Source organism: Micromonospora nigra, from assembly GCF_900091585.1.
In the GTDB taxonomy this organism is placed as follows: Bacteria; Actinomycetota; Actinomycetes; order Mycobacteriales; family Micromonosporaceae; genus Micromonospora; species Micromonospora nigra.
The window spans coordinates 356,005-372,877 of record NZ_FMHT01000003.1; the positions used below are offsets into that span (position 1 = coordinate 356,005).

The following is a 16,873-nucleotide window of genomic DNA, read 5'->3' on the forward strand; positions in this document are numbered from 1 at the left end:
TCGGGCTGGCATCAGAGCCCGAGTTCCGTGTCGATCAGGCTGAAGATCTCGTCGTCGCTGGCCTGCTGGAGGTCCAGGTCGTGGTCGGTGGCGGACGCGCCGCGCATGGTGCGCCACTTGGCGACCAGCACCTCCAGTCGCGCCGCGACCTGGGTGTGCAGTTCCGGTTCGACCACCGTCTCGGCCAGTGACCGTTCCAGGTTCTCCAGCTCGGCGAGGATGGCCGGGGCGGCCTGCCCGCCGTCGGGGACGAGCTGGACGCGCAGGAAGTCGGCCAGCGCGGTCGGGTCCGGGTAGTCGAAGATCACGGTGGGGGGCAGCCGGTGTCCGGTGGCTTCGGTGAGCCGGTTGCGCAGCTCGACGGCGGTCAGCGAATCGAAGCCGATCTCGTTGAACGCCTGGGTCGGCCGGACCGCGTCGGCGGTGCCGTGGCCGAGCACGGTGGCGGCCTCGGCCCGGACCAGGTCGAGCAGCAGAACGGACTGTTCGGCGGTGGTGAGGGCACGCAGCTGCCCGGCGAGGTCCCGGCCACCGGTGGTCGCCTCGGCGCGGGCCCGGGGGCGCTCCCGGCGGACCAGGCCGCGCATCATGGCCGGCACGGTGGCCCGGCCGACGAGCGCGGAAACGTCGACTCGGGTGGGCACCAGGTGTTCCTCGGGTGCGCCGAGTGCCGCGTCGAACAGCGCCATGCCCAGGTCGGTGGGGATGGCGAGCTGACCGTCGCGGGCGCTGATCCGGGAGTCGGTCCGGTCCAGCCCCGCGGTCATCGCGCTGGCCTGCTGCCACAGGCCCCACGCGTACGACTGGGCGGGCAGTCCGGCGCCGCGCCGCCGCCTGGCCAGGGCGTCGAGGTATGCGTTGGCGGCGGCGTAGTTGCCCTGCCCGGGGACACCGAACACGCCGGCCCCGGAGGAGAACAGCACGAAGCCGGCGAGGTCGAGATGGCGGGTCGCCTCGTCGAGGTGTCGGGCGGCATCGACCTTGGGGCCGAAGACGGTGTCGAACCGGTCGGGGGTGAGCGCGGTGACCACCCCGTCGTCGAGCACCCCGGCGAGGTGCACCACGGCGGTCAGGGGGTGCTCGGCCGGCACGGCGGCGACCAGCCGGGCCACCTGGTCGCGGTCGGCGACGTCGGCGGTGGTCACGGTGACCGTGGCGCCGAGGTCGGTCAGCTCCCGGGCCAGGGTCACCGCGCCCGGGGCGGTCGGGCCGCCGCGGCTGGCGAGCAGCAGGTGCCGCACCCCGTGCCCGGTGACCAGGCGACGGGCGACCAGCCCGCCGAGCAGGCCGGTGCCGCCGGTGACCAGGACGGTGCCGTCGGGGTGCCACCGGGTCGGCATGGTGAGCACGACCTTGCCGACGTGCCGGGCCTGACTGACGTGGCGGAAGGCTTCGGGTGCCTGGCGCACGTCCCAGGCACGTACCGGCAGCGGGGTGAGCGCCCCGGCCGCGAACAGGTCCATCAGGTCGACCAGCATCCGCTGGATCTCGGCGGGGTCGACGGTGGTCAGGTCGTACGGCTGGTAGCTGACACCGGGATGGTCGGCGGCGACCCGGTCGGGGTCACGCAGGTCGGTCTTGCCCATCTCCATGAACCGGCCGCCACGCGGCAGCAGCCGCAGCGACGCGTCGACGAACTCGCGGGCCAGCGAGTCGAGCACCACGTCGACGCCGCGTCCGCCGGTGGCGGTGCGGATGTGCGTCTCGAAGTCGAGGGTGCGCGACGAGGCGAGGTGGTCCTCGGGTAGGCCCATCGCCCGCAGGGCGGGCCACTTGGCGGGGCTGGCGGTGGCGTACACCTCGGCGCCGAGGTGCCGGGCGAGCTGCACGGCGGCCATGCCGACGCCACCGGCGGCGGCGTGCACCAGCACCGCCTCGCCGGCCCGGAGCCCGGCCAGGTCGACCAGCCCGTGGTAGGCGGTGAGGAACACCACGGGCACCGTCGCGGCCTGGGCGAACGTCCAGCCGTCGGGCACCGGCACCAGCAGCCGGCGGTCGGTGACCGCGACCGGGCCGAAGCAGCCGGTGAAGACACCGAGCACCCGGTCGCCGGGGCGCAGGTCGGTCACGGCGTCACCGACCTCGGTGACCACGCCGGCGGCCTCGCCGCCGGGCGGACCGGGGTCACCCGGGTAGTGACCGAGGGCGTTGAGCACGTCGCGGAAGTTGAGGCCGGCGGCACGGACCTGCACCCGTACCTCCAGGGGGCCGAGCGGCCGGTCGGCGGCGTCGGTGGCGGTGAGGGCGAGCGTGTCGAGGCTGCCGCGGGCGGGGGCGTCGAGTCGCCAGGCGGTCGCGCCGGCCGGCGGGGCGAGCGTCGGCGCGTCGGCACGTCGGGCCAGCCGGGGGGCGTACGGGCTGCCGCCGCGCAGCGCCACCTGGGGTTCGCCGGTGGCGAGGACGGCGGCCAGCTCGTCGGTGCCGGGCGGGGTGTCGGCGTCGAGCAGGACGAAACGGTCGGGATGCTCGGACTGTGCGGAGCGGACCAACCCCCAGGCGGTGGCGGCGTCCGGGTCGTCGACCTCGGCGGCGCTGTGCACGCCGACGGCGCCCCGGGTGAGCAGGACCAGCGGGGTGTCCGCCCAGCGGGGGTCGGCGAGCCAGCCCTGCACGAGGGTGAGCGCCTCGGCGGCGACCGTCCGCGCCCGGTCCCCCGACCCGCCGCGGGGCTCGGTGCCGGCCAGGGAGGCGAGGACGGCGTCGGGCCGGGGTGCGCCGGCGTCGACGGCCCGGCCGAGCGCGGCGAGGTCGGCGTACCGGGTGAACGCGCCGACGGCCCGGCCGAGCGCGGCGACCCGGACGGCCGGGGCGGGACTCGATCCGACGACCGGCTGCCAGTCGAGGCGGAACAGGGCGTCGTCGACGGCGGCGTCGCGGGCCCCGAGTTCGGTGCGGGAGATCGGGCGCATGGCCAGTGACGCGACCTGCACCACCGCGGCCCCACCGGCGTCGGCGGCGGTCAGCGCGATGGTGTGCGGCGCGACGCGGCGCAGCCGGACCCGCAGCGTGGTCGCCCCGGCGGCGTGCAGGGTCACGCCGTTCCAGGCGAACGGCAGCAGCAGCTTGTCCGGCCCGGCGTCGCCGATGCCGCCGAAGTGCGCGGCGTGCAGGGCGGCGTCGAGCAGGGCGGGGTGCAGGCCGTACCGGTCGGCGTCGGCGCGGGGCCCGGCCGGCAGTTCCACCTCGGCGTACACCTCGTCGGGGGTGGTCCACACCGCACGCAGTCCCTGGAACGCCGGCCCGTAGCCGTAGCCGTCGGCGACGAGGCGGGGGTAGAAGTCGGTCAGGTCCACCGGTCGGGCGTCGCGCGGCGGCCAGGCGGCGGGGCCGGCCGGTGGGTCGGGCTGCTCGGCGGACAGGGTGGCGGTGGCATGTCGGGTCCAGGGTGCGCCGGGTGGGCCGTCGGCGGGGCGGGAGTGCACGGTGGCGGAGCGGCGGCCGTCCCCGGCGGCGGGGCCGACGGCCACCTGCACCTGGGTGGCGGCGTCGTCGGGCAGGGCGAAGGGGGCCTCGATGACCAGTTCGTCGAGGACGGGGCAGCCGACCTCGTCGCCGGCGCGCAGGCACAGCTCGACCAGGCCGGTGCCGGGCAGCAGCACGGTGTCGCCGACCCGGTGGTCGACCAGCCACGCCGTGGCGGTGGGAGCGAGTCGGCCGGTGAACAGGTGCCCGCGCGTCTCGGCCAGCACCACGGACGCGCCGAGCAGCGGGTGACCGGAGGTGTCCAGGCCGGCCGCGCCGACGTCGCCGGGTCCGTCGATGCGGCGGGGCCAGTAGCGGCGATGGTCGAACGCGTAGGTGGGCAGGTCGACCCGGCGTCCGCCGGCCAGCGCCGGCTGCCAGTCGACGGGTACGCCCCGCACGTGCAGCTGCGCGGCGGAGAGCAGGAACCGGGCCCGGTCGCCCTGGCCCCGATGCACGGAGCCGACCACCAGCGCCGGTTGGTCCTGCCCGGCCAGGGTCTCCTCGATGCCGGCGGTGAGCACCGGGTGGGGGCTGCACTCGACGAACGTGTCGTGGCCCTGGCCGGCCAGGGCGCGGATCGCCTGTTCCAGCTCGACCGGCTGGCGCAGGTTGCGGTACCAGTAGTCGGGGCCCATCTCCTCTCCGTCGAGCCACCGCAGGTCGGTCGTGGAGTACAGCGGTACGGCGGCCGGGCCGGGCCGGATCCCGGCCACCGCCTCGGCCAGCTCGTCGCGGACGCGTTCGACGTGGGCGGAGTGGGAGGGGTAGTCGATGGGGACCCGGCGTGCCCGGATCCCCTCGGCGGTCAGCTCGGCGAGGATGTCCTCGACGACGGCCTCGTCACCGCTGACGACGACTGAGGTGGGGCCGTTGACGACTGCCACCGCGACGCGGTCGCCATGATGGGCGATCCGTTCGCGGACGACGTCGGCGGGCAGCGCCACCGAAGCCATCGTCCCGTGCCCGACCAGCGCTCTGAGCACGCGGCAGCGCAGCGCCACCAGCCGGGCGGCGTCGGGCAGGGACAGCACCCCGGCGACGCAGGCCGCGGCGATCTCGCCCTGCGAGTGACCGACCACGGCGGCGGGTTGGATGCCGTACGAGCGCCACAACTCGGCCAGCGACACCATGACCGCGAACAGGGCGGGTTGAACGACGTCGACCTGGTCGAAGGCGGGCGCCCCGGGGGCCTGCCGCAGCACGTCCAGCAGCGAGCAGCCCAGGTAGGGACGCAGGGCGGCGTCGCAGGCGGCCATCCGTTCGGCGAAGACGGGGGCCTGGTCGATGAGGTCCAGCGTCATGCCGGGCCACTGGGAGCCCTGGCCTGGGAAGACGAAGACCGGTCGGCCGGCGGGGGCGGCCTCGCCGCGTACCAGATCGGGGTGGGGGCGGCCGTCGGCGAGGGCGTCGAGGGCGGCGGCGACCCGGCGGTGGTCGGTGCCGACGACGACGGCTCGGGCGTCGAACGTGGCCCGGGTGCCGGCCAGCGACCAGGCCACGTCGAGGGGCGGCTGTTCGGGGTGCGCGGTGAGGTGCTCGCGCAGCCGTCGGGCCTGCCCGGCCAGCGCGTCGGGGGTCCGGGCGGACAGCAGCCACGGCAACGCGGTCGGGTGCGGTGGCGCGGGGACGGCCGGTGCGGCGGGTTCGGCGGCGGGGACCGCCTCCACGACGACGTGGGCGTTGGTGCCGCTGATGCCGAACGAGGAAACGCCGGCACGGGCGGGACGGTCGGCGCGGGGCCACGGGCGGGCCTCGGTGAGCAGGTCGACCGAACCGGCGTCCCAGTCGACGCGGCTGGTGCGGGTGGCGGCGTGCAGGGTTCGGGGCAGCACGCCGTGGCGCATCGCGAGGATCATCTTCAGCACCCCGGCCACGCCGGCGGCGGCCTGGGTGTGCCCGAGGTTGGACTTGACGGAGCCGAGCAGCAGCGGCGCGGCGTCGCCCCGGTCCTGGCCGTAGGTGGCGAGGATCGCCTCGGCCTCGATGGGATCGCCGAGCGGGGTGCCGGTGCCGTGGGCCTCGACGGCGTCCACGTCGGCGGGGGTCAGGCCGGCGGCGGCCAACGCGGCCCGGATGACCCGTTCCTGGGACGGCCCGTTGGGGGCGGTCAGCCCGTTGGACGCGCCGTCGGAGTTGACGGCGGTGCCGCGCACCAGCGCCAGCACGGGGTGGCCACGGCGTCGGGCGTCGGAGAGACGTTCGACGACCAGTACGCCGACGCCCTCGGACATGCCGAACCCGTCGGCCTCCTCGGCGAACGCCTTGGACCGACCGTCGGCGGCGAGTCCGCGCTGGCGGCTGAACCCGGTGAGACCGGCGGGGCTGGACATCACCGACACGCCGCCGGCCAGGGCCAGGTCGCAGTCCCCGGCGCGCAGGGCCTGCACGGCCAGGTGCAGGGCCACCAGCGACGCCGAGCAGGCGGTGTCCACGGTGACGGCCGGGCCCTCCAGCCCGAGCGCGTACGCGACGCGGCCGGACAGCACGCTGGCGGCGGTGCCGGTGAGCAGGTGTCCCTCGTCGGCGGTGGTCTCCCCGTCGTCGGCGGTCCCGCCGGGGGTGACCTGGTCGGCGTAGTCCTGCCCGTGGGTGCCGGCGAAGACGCCGGTGCGGCTGCCACGTAGCGTGCCCGGGTCGAGGCCGGCGCGTTCCAGGGCCTCCCAGCTGGTTTCCAGCAGCAGCCGGTGCTGCGGGTCCATGGCGAGGGCTTCGCGGGGGCTGATGCCGAAGAAGGCGGCGTCGAAGTCGGCGATGCCGGTGAGGAATCCGCCGGCGCGCACGTAGGTCCGTCCGGGCGTGCCGGGGACCGGGTCGTACAGGTCGGGCCAGCCCCGGTCGGTGGGCAGGTCACCGATGACGTCCCCGCCGGTGTCGAGCAGCCGCCACAGGTCCTCGGGTGAGCCGATGCCGCCGGGGAACCGGCAGGCCATAGCGACGACGGCGACCGGCTCGTCGGTGGTGACTATGCCGGTGTCGGTGGTGGCGGTGCTGGCGGCGCCGAACAGCCGGGCATGCAGGTGCGCGGCGAGCAGGTCGGGGGTGGGGTGGTTGAACACGGCGTGCGGGGCCAGGCGGACGCCGGTGGCGGCGGAGAGCCGGTTGCTCAGCTCGACGGCCATCAGCGAGTCGAAGCCGAGGTCCCGGAAGGGCCGGCGCGGTTCGATCTGGTCGGGGCCGGTGTGCCCGACGACGGTGGCGCAGCGGGTCCGCACGAGTTCCCGCAGCAGGTTGACCCGTTCGGCTTCGTCGAGGCCGGCGAGCTGGTCGGCGAAGCCGGCTGCGGTTGCGGGTCCGGGATCGGCGTTGACGGCGCGGCGCGGCGGTGGGGGCAGCATGGCCCGCAGCACGGCGGGCACCTCGCCGGAGGCGCGTACGGCGGCCAGGTCCAGTCCGATGGGTGCCAGGGTGGGCCGGTCGAGGTGCAGCGCGGCGTCGAACAGGGCGAGGCCGGCGGCCGGGTCCAGGGGGCGGGTGCCGCCGCGGGCGAGGCGGGCCAGGTCGGTGGGGGTGAGCCGGCCGGCCATGCCGTCCTCCGCGGCCCACAGCCCCCAGGCCAGGGCGGTGGCGGGCAGGCCGTGGGCGCGACGGTGCGCGGCGAGCGCGTCGAGGAACGCGTTGCCGGCCGCGTAGTTGCCCTGGCCGGGGCTGCCGAAGGTGGCCGAGGCGGAGGAGAACAGCACGAAGGCGGCCAGGTCGAGGTCGGCGGTCAGCTCGTGCAGGTGCCAGGCGCCGTGCACCTTGGCCCGCAGCGTGTGTTCCCAGCGGGCCGCATCGAGGCCGGTGAGCAGCGCGTCGTCGGTCGTACCGGCGGCGTGCACCACGGCGACGAGCCGGTCGGCGAGCCCGGCGACGATCTCGGCGAGGGCGGCCCGGTCGGCGACGTCGGCGGCCACCACCCGGATGTCGACGCCGGTGTCGGTGAGCGCGTCCATCCAGTCGGCCCGTCGCCCGGTGCGGCTGAGCAGCACCAGTTCGGCGACGCCGTGGGCGGTGGCGAGATGGGCGGCGACGTGCCGGCCGACCCCGCCGGTGCCGCCGGTGACGAGCACCGTCCCGCCGGCCAGCGCCGGCAACGGCAGCTCGGTGGCCGGCGTGGGCGGCCCGGCGGGGTCGATGTCGGTCGGGGGCGCCGCAGCGGGGCGGTGTTCGACGGGGCGTAGCCGGGGCAGCAGGGTGCGGCCGTCGTGGACGGCCACCTCGGGTTCGTCGGGGCCGGCGGCGAGGGCCGCCCGGACGGTCGCGTCGTCGGTGGCGTCCAGGTGCAGCAGCAGGAACCGGCCGGGATGTTCGGCCTGGGCGACGCGGACCAGCCCGACGACGGGGGCGTGCACCGCGTCGCCGTCGCGCACGGCGAGGGCGAGGCGGGTGGTGTCGGCGCGGGGGTCGGCCAGCCAGCGCTGGAGTACGCCGAGGATGTCGAGGCCGACGGCGTGCGCCCGGTCGGGCACGGGGTGGTCGGGATCGCCGTCGCCGACCCGTACGACCAGCACCGGGGGCAGTGACCCGTCGGGGGGCGTGCCGTCGGCGAGCGTCCACGCGGGTACCGGGGTCGCCGGTCCGGGGGCGGGCAGCCGGTCGACGGCGTACAGGGCGGCGGGGCCGGTCCCGGTGACCGGGGCGGCCGGTGGCGACGCGACGGCGCGCAGCACCACCCGGTCGACGTCGAGCACCGGTGCGCCGGTGTCGTCGACGGCGCTGAGGGTGACCGCGTCCGCCCCGGCCGGGGCGAGGCAGACCCGCAGGGTGTGCGCGCCGGTGGCGTGCACGCGCACCCCGGACCAGTCGGTGGGCACGGTGGCGTCGGCGGGGGCGAAGTCGGCGAGTGGGAGCAGGCGCAGGGCCGCGTCGAGCACCAGCGGGTGCACCCCGTACCGCTCGGTGTCGGTGTCCCGGGCGTCGTCGGGCAGGCGAACGTCGACGAAGAGCCGGTCCGCGGTGAGCCAGGCGGCTCGGGCCGGGTCGCCGGCCAGGGCACGGTTGCCGGGGTCCGTGAGGTCCACGGGTCGCGCCCCGGCCGGGGGCCACGCCGGGACGGTGGTGGCCGGTCCGGCGGCCGGGTCGGCGGGGGCGAGAACCGCCTCGGCGATCTCCTGCCACGGGTGACCCTCGGCGACCCGGACGTGGCAGCGGGCCACCCGGCGCAGCCGGTCGTCGGGCCCGTCGACGGTGACCTGCACGTCGACAGCGAGGCCGGCCGGCAGCGGTGTCGGCCCGGGGGTGCGCAGCCGCTCCACGGTGGGCGCGTCGAGCAGGCCGCCGAGGTGGGTGAGCACGTCGAGCAGGGCGGTGGCGGGCAGCGTGGCGGGCCGACCGTCGCAGGCCGCGAGCCACGGATGGGTGGTCGCGGCGATCCGGCCGGTGCAGACGAGCTGCCCGGTGCCCGCGACCGGCAGCACCGCGCCGAGCAGCGGGTGCCCGGCGTCGGCGAGCCCGACGTCGGCGGGGCCGCCGGCCACCGCGGAGTACGGCAGCCAGTAGTGCCGACGCTGGAACGGGTACGTGGGCAGGTCGACCCGCCGGTGGGGGCCCGCACCGGTGAGGGTGGCGGTGTCCACGGGGACGCCCCGCACGTGCAGTCGGGCCACGGCGGCGAGCAGGTCCGCCGGCTCCCGGTCGACGGACCGCATGGCGGGCACGACGGCCAGGTCGTCGTCGGTGTCGTCGGTGTCGTCGGTCAGGCACCCCTGGGCCATCGTGGTGAGCACCCCGGCGGGGCCGACCTCCAGGAACGTGGTCACCCCCAGCCGGCGCAGGGCGCGTACGCCGTCGTGGAAGCGGACGGTGCCGCGTACGTGGTCGACCCAGTGGTCGGGCGAGCAGAGCCGGGCCGGGTCGAGGGGCTCGCCGGTCAGGTTGGACACCACCGGCAGGTGCGGGGTGCGGTAGGTGAGGCCGGCGGCGACGGCGCGGAAGTCGGCCAGCATCGGTTCCATGTGCGGCGAGTGGAACGCGTGGGAGACGCGCAGCCGGTTGGTGCGCCGGCCGGCGGCGCGCAGGGTGGCCGCGACGGCCAGCACCGCGTCGGTGTCGCCGGACAGGACGACGCTGGTCGGGCCGTTGACGGCGGCCAGCCCCACCCGGTCGGTGAGGTGGGCGGCCACCTCGGCCTCGGCGGCCTCGACGGCGACCATCGCGCCCCCGGTGGGCAGCTGCTGCATCAGCCGGGCGCGGGCGGCCACCAACGCCGCCGCGTCGGCCAGGGACAGCACCCCGGCGACGTGCGCGGCGGTCAGCTCGCCGACGGAGTGGCCGAGCACCGCGTCGGGGCGTACGCCCCAGGATTCCAGCAGCCGGTAGAGGGCGACCTCGACGGCGAACAGGGCCGGCTGGGTGTAGAGGGTCTGGTCGAGCAGGTCGGCGCGCTCGTCGCCCTGGGGTGCGGCCACGACGGCGGCCACCGGGTGCGGGGCCTCGCCGGAGAGGCAGCGGTCCAGCTCGGCGCAGGCCGCGTCGAAGGCGTCGGCGAAGACCGGGTACGCCTCGCGCAGTCCCTGACTCATACCGGGACGCTGGCCGCCCTGGCCGCCGAAGAGCAGACCGAGATGGCCGTCGACCGGCCGGCCGGTGGGTACGGTCTCGGTGTCGCCGCGGGCCAGCGCGGTCAGCCCGGCCCGGGTGGCGGTCGGGTCGCCGGCCAGCACGACGGCCCGGTGGTCCAGGGCGGCGCGGGTGGTGGCCAGGGCGTGGCCGACGTCGGCCGGGTCGACGTCGGCACCGGGACCGTCCAGCCAGGTGAGCAGACGGGCAGCCTGGTCGCGCAGCGCCTCCGCGGTGGCAGCCGAGATCGGCCACGGCACGGGTGTCCGGCGGTGGGTGTCGGTCCCGCTGTCCGCGGCGTGGTCGGCCGGGGCGAGGTCTGCGGGGGGTGCCTCGACGATGAGGTGGGCGTTGGTGCCGCTGATGCCGAACGACGAGACACCGGCCCGGCGCGGCCGGTCCACCCGGGGCCACGGACGGTCCTCGGTGAGCAGGCGCACGGCACCGGCGGTCCAGTCCACCTCGGACGTCGGGGCGTCCACGTGCAGGGTGCGGGGCAGGGTCGCGTGCCGCATCGCGAGGATCATCTTGATCACCCCCGCCGCGCCGGCGGCGGCCTGGGTGTGGCCGAGGTTGGACTTCAACGAGCCCAGGGCCAGCGGGGCGGCGTCGCCCCGGCCCTGCCCGTACGTGGCCAGCAGCGCCTGGGCCTCGATCGGGTCACCGAGGCGGGTGCCGGTGCCGTGGGCCTCGACGGCGTCCACGTCCGCCGGGCTGAGCCCGGCGTTGGCGAGGGCACGGCGGATCACCCGCTCCTGGGCGGGACCGTTGGGGGCGGTGAGCCCGTTGGACGCCCCGTCGGAGTTGATGGCGCTGCCGCGCAGCACGGCCAGCACGGGGTGGCCGTTGCGTCGGGCGTCGGAGAGGCGCTCCAGCAGCAGCACGGCGACACCCTCGGACCAGCCGGTGCCGTCGGCGGCGTCGGCGAACGCCTTGCAGCGGCCGTCGGGGGCCAGTCCGCGCTGCCGGCTGAACTCGACGAACGCCTGCGGGGTGCCCATCACGGCGACGCCGCCGGCCACCGCGAGCGTGCAGTCCCCGGCACGCAGGGCCTGCGCGGCCAGGTGCAGCGCGACCAGCGACGAGGAGCAGGCGGTGTCCACGGTGACCGCCGGGCCCCCCAGCCCGAGGGCGTACGCCACCCGGCCGGAGACGACGCTTCCGGCGGTGCCGACGCCGAGGTAGCCCTCGGTGCCGGGCGGGGCATGGCGCAGGTTGGCGGCGTAGTCGTGGTGCATGACGCCGGTGAACACGCCGGTGGCGGTGCCGCGCAGCGAGGTGGGGTCGATGCCGGCGCGTTCGCACAGTTCCCACGACGTCTCCAGCAGCAGCCGCTGCTGCGGGTCCATCGCCAGAGCCTCGCGGGGGCTGATCCCGAACAGGGTGGCGTCGAAGTCCGCCGCGTCCGGCAGGAACCCGCCGACACGCACGTACGAGGTGCCGGGCCGGTCGGGGTCGTCCGAGAACAGGCGGGTGAGGTCCCAACCCCGGTCGGCGGGGAAGTCGGTGAGCCCTTCGCCGCCCTGCGCGACGAGGTCCCACAGCTGTTCGGGCGAGCCGATCCCGCCGGGCAGCCGGCAGGCCATGGCCACGACGACCACCGGGTCGTCGGCGTCCGCACCCGCGCCGGGGTGTTCCGGGTCGGCCGCGCCGGAGGTGGCGCCCCGCAGCCGGGCGGTCAGGTGCCCGGCGAGGGCGGCGGGGCTGGGATGGTCGAAGGCCGCCGTGGCCGACAGTCGCACCCCGGTGGCCCGGGCCAGCCGGTCGCGCAGCGTGACGGCGCCGACGGAGGTGAAGCCGAGTTCGGTGAATGCGCGACCGGGACGGACCGCCGCCGCGCCGGCCAGGCCCGCGATCTCGGCGGTGGCGGCGCGGACCAGGTCCAGCACGAGCCGGTCGGCCTCGACGGTGGTCAGCCCGGCGAGCCGGCGGCGCAGCGCGTCGGCGTCGGCGGCGTCGGGCTCCACGACGGGAGGTGCGGGCCACGCGGGATGGGTGGCGGCGACCGGATCGGCGGGTACGGCGAGCAGGAGGAGGTCGCCGCCGTCGTGCGCCACGTCGAACGCGGTGAGGTCGACGTCCGGCTGGTCTCCCGCCGTGCCGATCAGCCGGGCCGGCAGTCCCGCCGCGCGGCGGCGGGCGACGAGGGCGTGCAGGGCGCCGACGGCCACGGCGGCCCGGTCCCGGCCGGCGGCGCCCAGCAGGAGGGTCGCCGGCACGGCGACGGTGAACGCGGTCGCGTCGGCGTGGCGCGTGCGGGCGTCCAGCGTCTCGGCGAGGGCCAGCAGCGGCCCGGCGTCGTCGAGGTCGGTGTCGGACGGGCAGAGGAAGACCGCGCCGACCACCTCGTCGGCGGGCGGGGCCGGGGCCGGGCCGGGTCGGGCCGTCGCCGCGGTGGGCGGGGTCGCGGCGGCCGGCGCCCCCGGGCCGGGCACCGGCAGCGTCCCGGCGTCGACGCCGGCGGCGGCGAGCTCCGCCACCAGGTCGGCCGGCGCGCTGCCGGTCAGGCGCAGCCGCCGGGCGCCGAGTGCGCCGGTCAGGTGCCGGGCCAGCGCCGCCCCGGTGGGCCCGTCGAGGCCCGTGACCACCGCTGGCGCGGCGGGGTCGACGACGGTCGCCGCCCGTGCGGGCGGGTCGGCGGGGACCGGGCCGAGGACGGGGTGCCGGGCGGTGCCCGCACGTAGCGCCACCTGCGCGACGTCGGCGTCGAGCACGGCGGGCAGCAGGACGGTCGAGGTGGGGTCGGCGTCCCGGTCGACCAGCAGGAGCCGACCCGGGTGGGCGGCCTGTAGGCAGCGACCCACCGTCCAGGCGACGACGGCCGCCGGCACGAGGTCCGGGTCGTCGGCCCCGTCCGGGGTGGACGCGCACACCGCCCCGGTGGTCAGCAGCACCAGCCGGCTGGCGGCGTACCGGTCGTCGGCGAGCAGTTCGCCCAGCCCGTCGACCGGATCCGGCGCGTCGGCGGCTGGCAGCACCACCACGTCGGGCACGTCGGGGTCCGCGCGCAGCGCGTCGAGATCCGGGTACGACCGGAACCGGTCGTCCGGTGCGACCACGCGCAGCGCGTCGACCAGCGGTTCGCCGTCCGCGCCCAGCACCGCCCACCGGCGGCCCGGGCCGGGGGTGCTGGTCGGGGCCAGCGGTCGCCAGGTGATCCGGCTCAGCGTCTCGTGGTGGCCGCCGTTGACGGCGCGCAGCCGGGCCGGGAGTTCCCGCAGCAGCCGGCGGATGACCTTGCCGGAGGCGGTGCGGGGCACCTGCCCGATCTCGTACAGCGCGGCGGGCACCTTGTGGTAGGACAGCCGCTGCCGGCACGCCGCGTACGCCTCACGCGGGTCGAGGCCCTCCGGCGTGGGGACGACGTACGCCACCGGCACCTCGCCGAGCACCTCGTGGGGCAGGCCGGTGACGGCCACGTCGGCGATGCCGGGCACCGGGCGCAGGGCCTCCTCCACCTCGGACGGGTGGACCTTCTCCCCGCCCCGGATGATCAGTTCCTGGTGTCGGCCGGTGACGAACAGGTTGCCGTCGGCGTCGCGGCGGGCCAGGTCGCCGGTGCGGTACCAGCCGTCGCGCAGCGCGGCGGCGGTGACCTCCGGCAGGCCGTGGTAGCCGCGCATGACGCTCGGTCCGCGTACCCACACCTCGCCCTCACCGCCGGTCGGGACGTCCAGTCCCGTCTGCGGGCTCACCAGGCGCACCTCGACGCCGGGCACGGGCTGTCCACAGGAGCCCTCGACGGTGGGCCGGTCGGGGCGGGTGATCGCGATCGACCCGCAGGTCTCGGTGCTGCCGTAGGCGTCGAGCAGCGGAGCGGCGAAGACCTCCTCGAAGGACCGGCGCAGCGCGCCGGTGGTGATCGCCCCGCCGACCAGGCACACCCGCAGGGCGGGGGCGCGGAAACCGGTGTCGCGGGCGGCGGCGACCAGATGGTGGTACATGGCCGGCACCCCGGCCAGCACGGTCGCGGCGTCGGTGTCGACGGCGCGCAGCACGTCGTCTGCGGCGAAGCCGTCGACGAGCCGGGCGGACGCGCCGACGGCGGTCACGCTCAGCACGCAGCCGATGTGCGACAGGCTGTGGAACAGCGGCAGCGGCCACACCACCCGGTCGTCGGGGGTGAGCCCGGGGATCGGCACGTAGCAGGAGGCCACCGACCACAGGCAGCTGCGCTGGGTGGACAGCACGCCCTTGGGGCGGCCGGTGGTGCCGGAGGTGTAGAGCATCCAGGCGGTCTCGTCGAGGCCCAGGTCGTCGCGGGCGTCGACGCCCGGCTCGGTGTCGGCCAGGTCGCGCCAGGCGGCGACGGCGTCGGGCGTCGGGTCGTCGCCGGTCACCCACAGCCGCAGGCCCGGCCGGCCGGCGCGCAGCCGGCGCAGCTGGTCGAGGTGCTGCGGGTCGGTCACCACCAGCACCGCGCCGGAGTCGTCGAGCAGATGAGCCAGCTCCGCGTCGGTGCTGCGCGGGTTCAGCGGTACGCCGACGGCGGCGGCGCGGGCGACCGCCAGCCAGGTCTCCACCGTCTCCACCCGGTTGCCCAGGCAGAACGCCACCCGGTCGCCGCGTTCCACCCCGGCCGAGGCGAGGTGCCCGGCCAGGCGTCGGGTCCGTGCCTCCAGATCGCCGTAGCGGACGGCACGCCGGTCGTCGCGGAACGCGACCTTGTCCCCGAACCGGTCGGCATGGGCCCTGAGCAGGGCGGGCAACGGCTGGATCAGGTCGCTCCGAAGCATGTCACCATCCGTCCGTCGGCGAGACTCTCCATTCGCGGCGTAGACCTCGCTCGCCGTAACGGCCCAAGTCTTCCGAGCACCCCGGCGGGGGACCTACCCCTGTCACCCCCTAACCCGTCCCCAGTTCCGCCCGCTGATCGGCCGGCGGCGCAGGCCCCGGACCCATGATGTGGTCGACCTGCGCAGACCGTCGTGCCCGTGCCCCCCGCCCGCCGTCAGTCGAGGTGCCGTCGTTGGAACGCTCGTGGATGTTCGCCCGCCTCGCCGTGCCGAACGGTGAGTTACCGGACGAACGCGTGGCCGCGCTGGTCGGGTCGGTGCTCGTCGGGCTCGTCACCGCCGCCCGGCGCGTCGACCCGGCGGTCCAGTGGTTCTTCGACCGGGTCGACTCCCCCACCGGGCCGCGACTGAGCGTGGGCTTCCACGCCACCCCGACCGCGCTCGACACGGTACGGGCGGGGCTGTGCGCGTACGATCCGCAGGTCGCGTTCACCGGCGATCCGTACGCGGTGCGCGACGCCGCCCGGGGCGGTCCGCTCGCGTCCGCCGGCAGCGACCTGGCCCTGATCCTGCTCGGCGGCGACGCCCCCCTGCCGGGCGGCGCGCAGTTGCCGCTGGCCGTGGCGCACCTGCGACACCTGGCCGGGCTGGTGCCGGCGGCCGACCGGTTGGCGTTCCTGTTCCTGCACTGGCAGGACCGTGGTCACCAGCTCACCGGCGCACACCGGCGGGACCTGGCCGCGCGGGCGGCGGCCGGGGCGGAGAAGATCGTGCTGTCGGCCGGTGACCTGCCGCTGTCCAGTGCGGTGGGTGACGCGTGGCGGCGCTACCTGGCCCGGGTGGCCGAGGTGGTCGACGACAGCCAGGGGGCGGCGCCCCGCGGTTACCTGCTGGCGCGGCACGCCCAGCTCACCCACGACAGGTGGGGCATCGGTCCGGACGTCGACGCGCTGGCCGCGCTGGCGTTGCGGCTGTCGATGGTGCGGGACCGCCCGGTGGTGCCCGCGCCGAGGTCCGTACCGCCGAGGAGGCAGTCCCGTGCATCCGTCCCCCACTGAACGTCCCGCCGTCGAGCCCGTCGGCATCGAGGTGGCGCTCGGCGAGCGCGCGTACCCGGTGCTGATCGGCCCCGGCGTGCGTCACCGGCTGCCGGACGAGGTGGCGCGGCTCGGCGCGCGCCGGGTCGTGGTGGTGTCGGCCCGGCCACCGCGGTGGACGCCGGACCCGGGGGTGCCGCACCGGGTGGTGCCGGCCCGCGACGGTGAACACGACAAGAACCTCTCCACGGTGGAGCAGTTGTGCCGGGAGTTCGCCGACTTCGGCCTGACCCGGTCCGACGCGGTGGTCTCCTGCGGCGGTGGCACCACCACCGACGTGGTCGGGCTGGCCGCCGGCCTCTACCACCGGGGGGTCGCGGTGATCCACCTGCCGACGTCGCTGCTCGCCCAGGTGGACGCCAGCGTCGGCGGGAAGACGGCGGTGAACCTGCCGGAGGGCAAGAACCTCGTCGGGGTGTACTGGCAGCCCCGAGCGGTGCTCTGCGACACCGAGCACCTGGACACGCTGCCCGGTCGGGAGTGGCGCAACGGGTACGGCGAGATCGCTCGGGCCCACTTCATCGGCGCGGGCGACCTGCGCGGCAGGCCGGTGGCCACGCAGATCGCGGCCTGTGTGGCGCTCAAGGCCCGGGTGGTCGCCGCCGACGAGCGCGACTCGGGGCTGCGGCACATCCTCAACTACGGCCACACGCTCGGGCACGCGTTGGAACGGGCGACGGACTTCCGGCTGCGGCACGGCGAGGCGGTCGGGATCGGCACGGTCTTCGCGGGTCGGCTGGCCGGTGTGCTGGGTCGCGTCGACGCCGACCGGGTGGCCGAGCACCACGAGGTGGTGGCCGGCTACGGTCTCGACACCGCCCTGCCGGCGGGATCGGACCACGACCGGCTGGTGACGCTCATGCGGCGGGACAAGAAGGCCACCGCCGGGCTGTCGTTCGTCCTCGACGGTCCGGGCGGGGCCGATCTTGTCACCGACGTGCCGGAGTCGGCCGTCCGCGCCGCTCTCGCCCGGATGTGAGGGTCGGCCCGGACCCCGCCCATGTCGGCCCGGACCCCGCCGCGTGCGGATCGGCCCCG

General features: G+C 76.7%; 3 protein-coding genes. 2 read left to right on the forward strand and 1 reads right to left on the reverse strand.

Going from position 1 to position 16,873, the window contains the following annotated elements; all coding sequences use genetic code 11:
• Nucleotides 1-11: 11 nt before the first annotated feature.
• Complete coding sequence (locus GA0070616_RS01660) at nucleotides 12-14,738, reverse strand: type I polyketide synthase (RefSeq protein WP_091075132.1); 14,727 nt, start codon at nucleotides 14,736-14,738, stop codon at nucleotides 12-14.
• Between the two features lie 224 nt (nucleotides 14,739-14,962).
• On the opposite strand from GA0070616_RS01660, the gene GA0070616_RS01665 reads away from it, so the two are divergent.
• Together GA0070616_RS01665 and GA0070616_RS01670 are read left to right on the forward strand one after the other, a co-directional pair.
• Nucleotides 14,963-15,796 (forward strand): hypothetical protein, encoded by an 834-nt coding sequence (locus GA0070616_RS01665; protein WP_245712612.1) that lies wholly within the window; start codon nucleotides 14,963-14,965, stop codon nucleotides 15,794-15,796.
• The gene (locus tag GA0070616_RS01670) at nucleotides 15,777-16,814 is read left to right on the forward strand and encodes a 3-dehydroquinate synthase family protein (protein ID WP_091075134.1); all 1,038 of its coding nucleotides are present in this window, start codon (nucleotides 15,777-15,779) and stop codon (nucleotides 16,812-16,814) included. The genes GA0070616_RS01665 and GA0070616_RS01670 overlap by 20 nt, the downstream gene beginning before the upstream one ends.
• Nucleotides 16,815-16,873 lie beyond the last annotated feature (59 nt).

Coding starts and splice junctions, on each gene's coding strand:
- GA0070616_RS01660 (WP_091075132.1), bottom strand. CDS start 14,738: ATGCTTCGGAGCGACCTGATCCAGCCGTTGCCCGCCCTGCTCAGGGCC.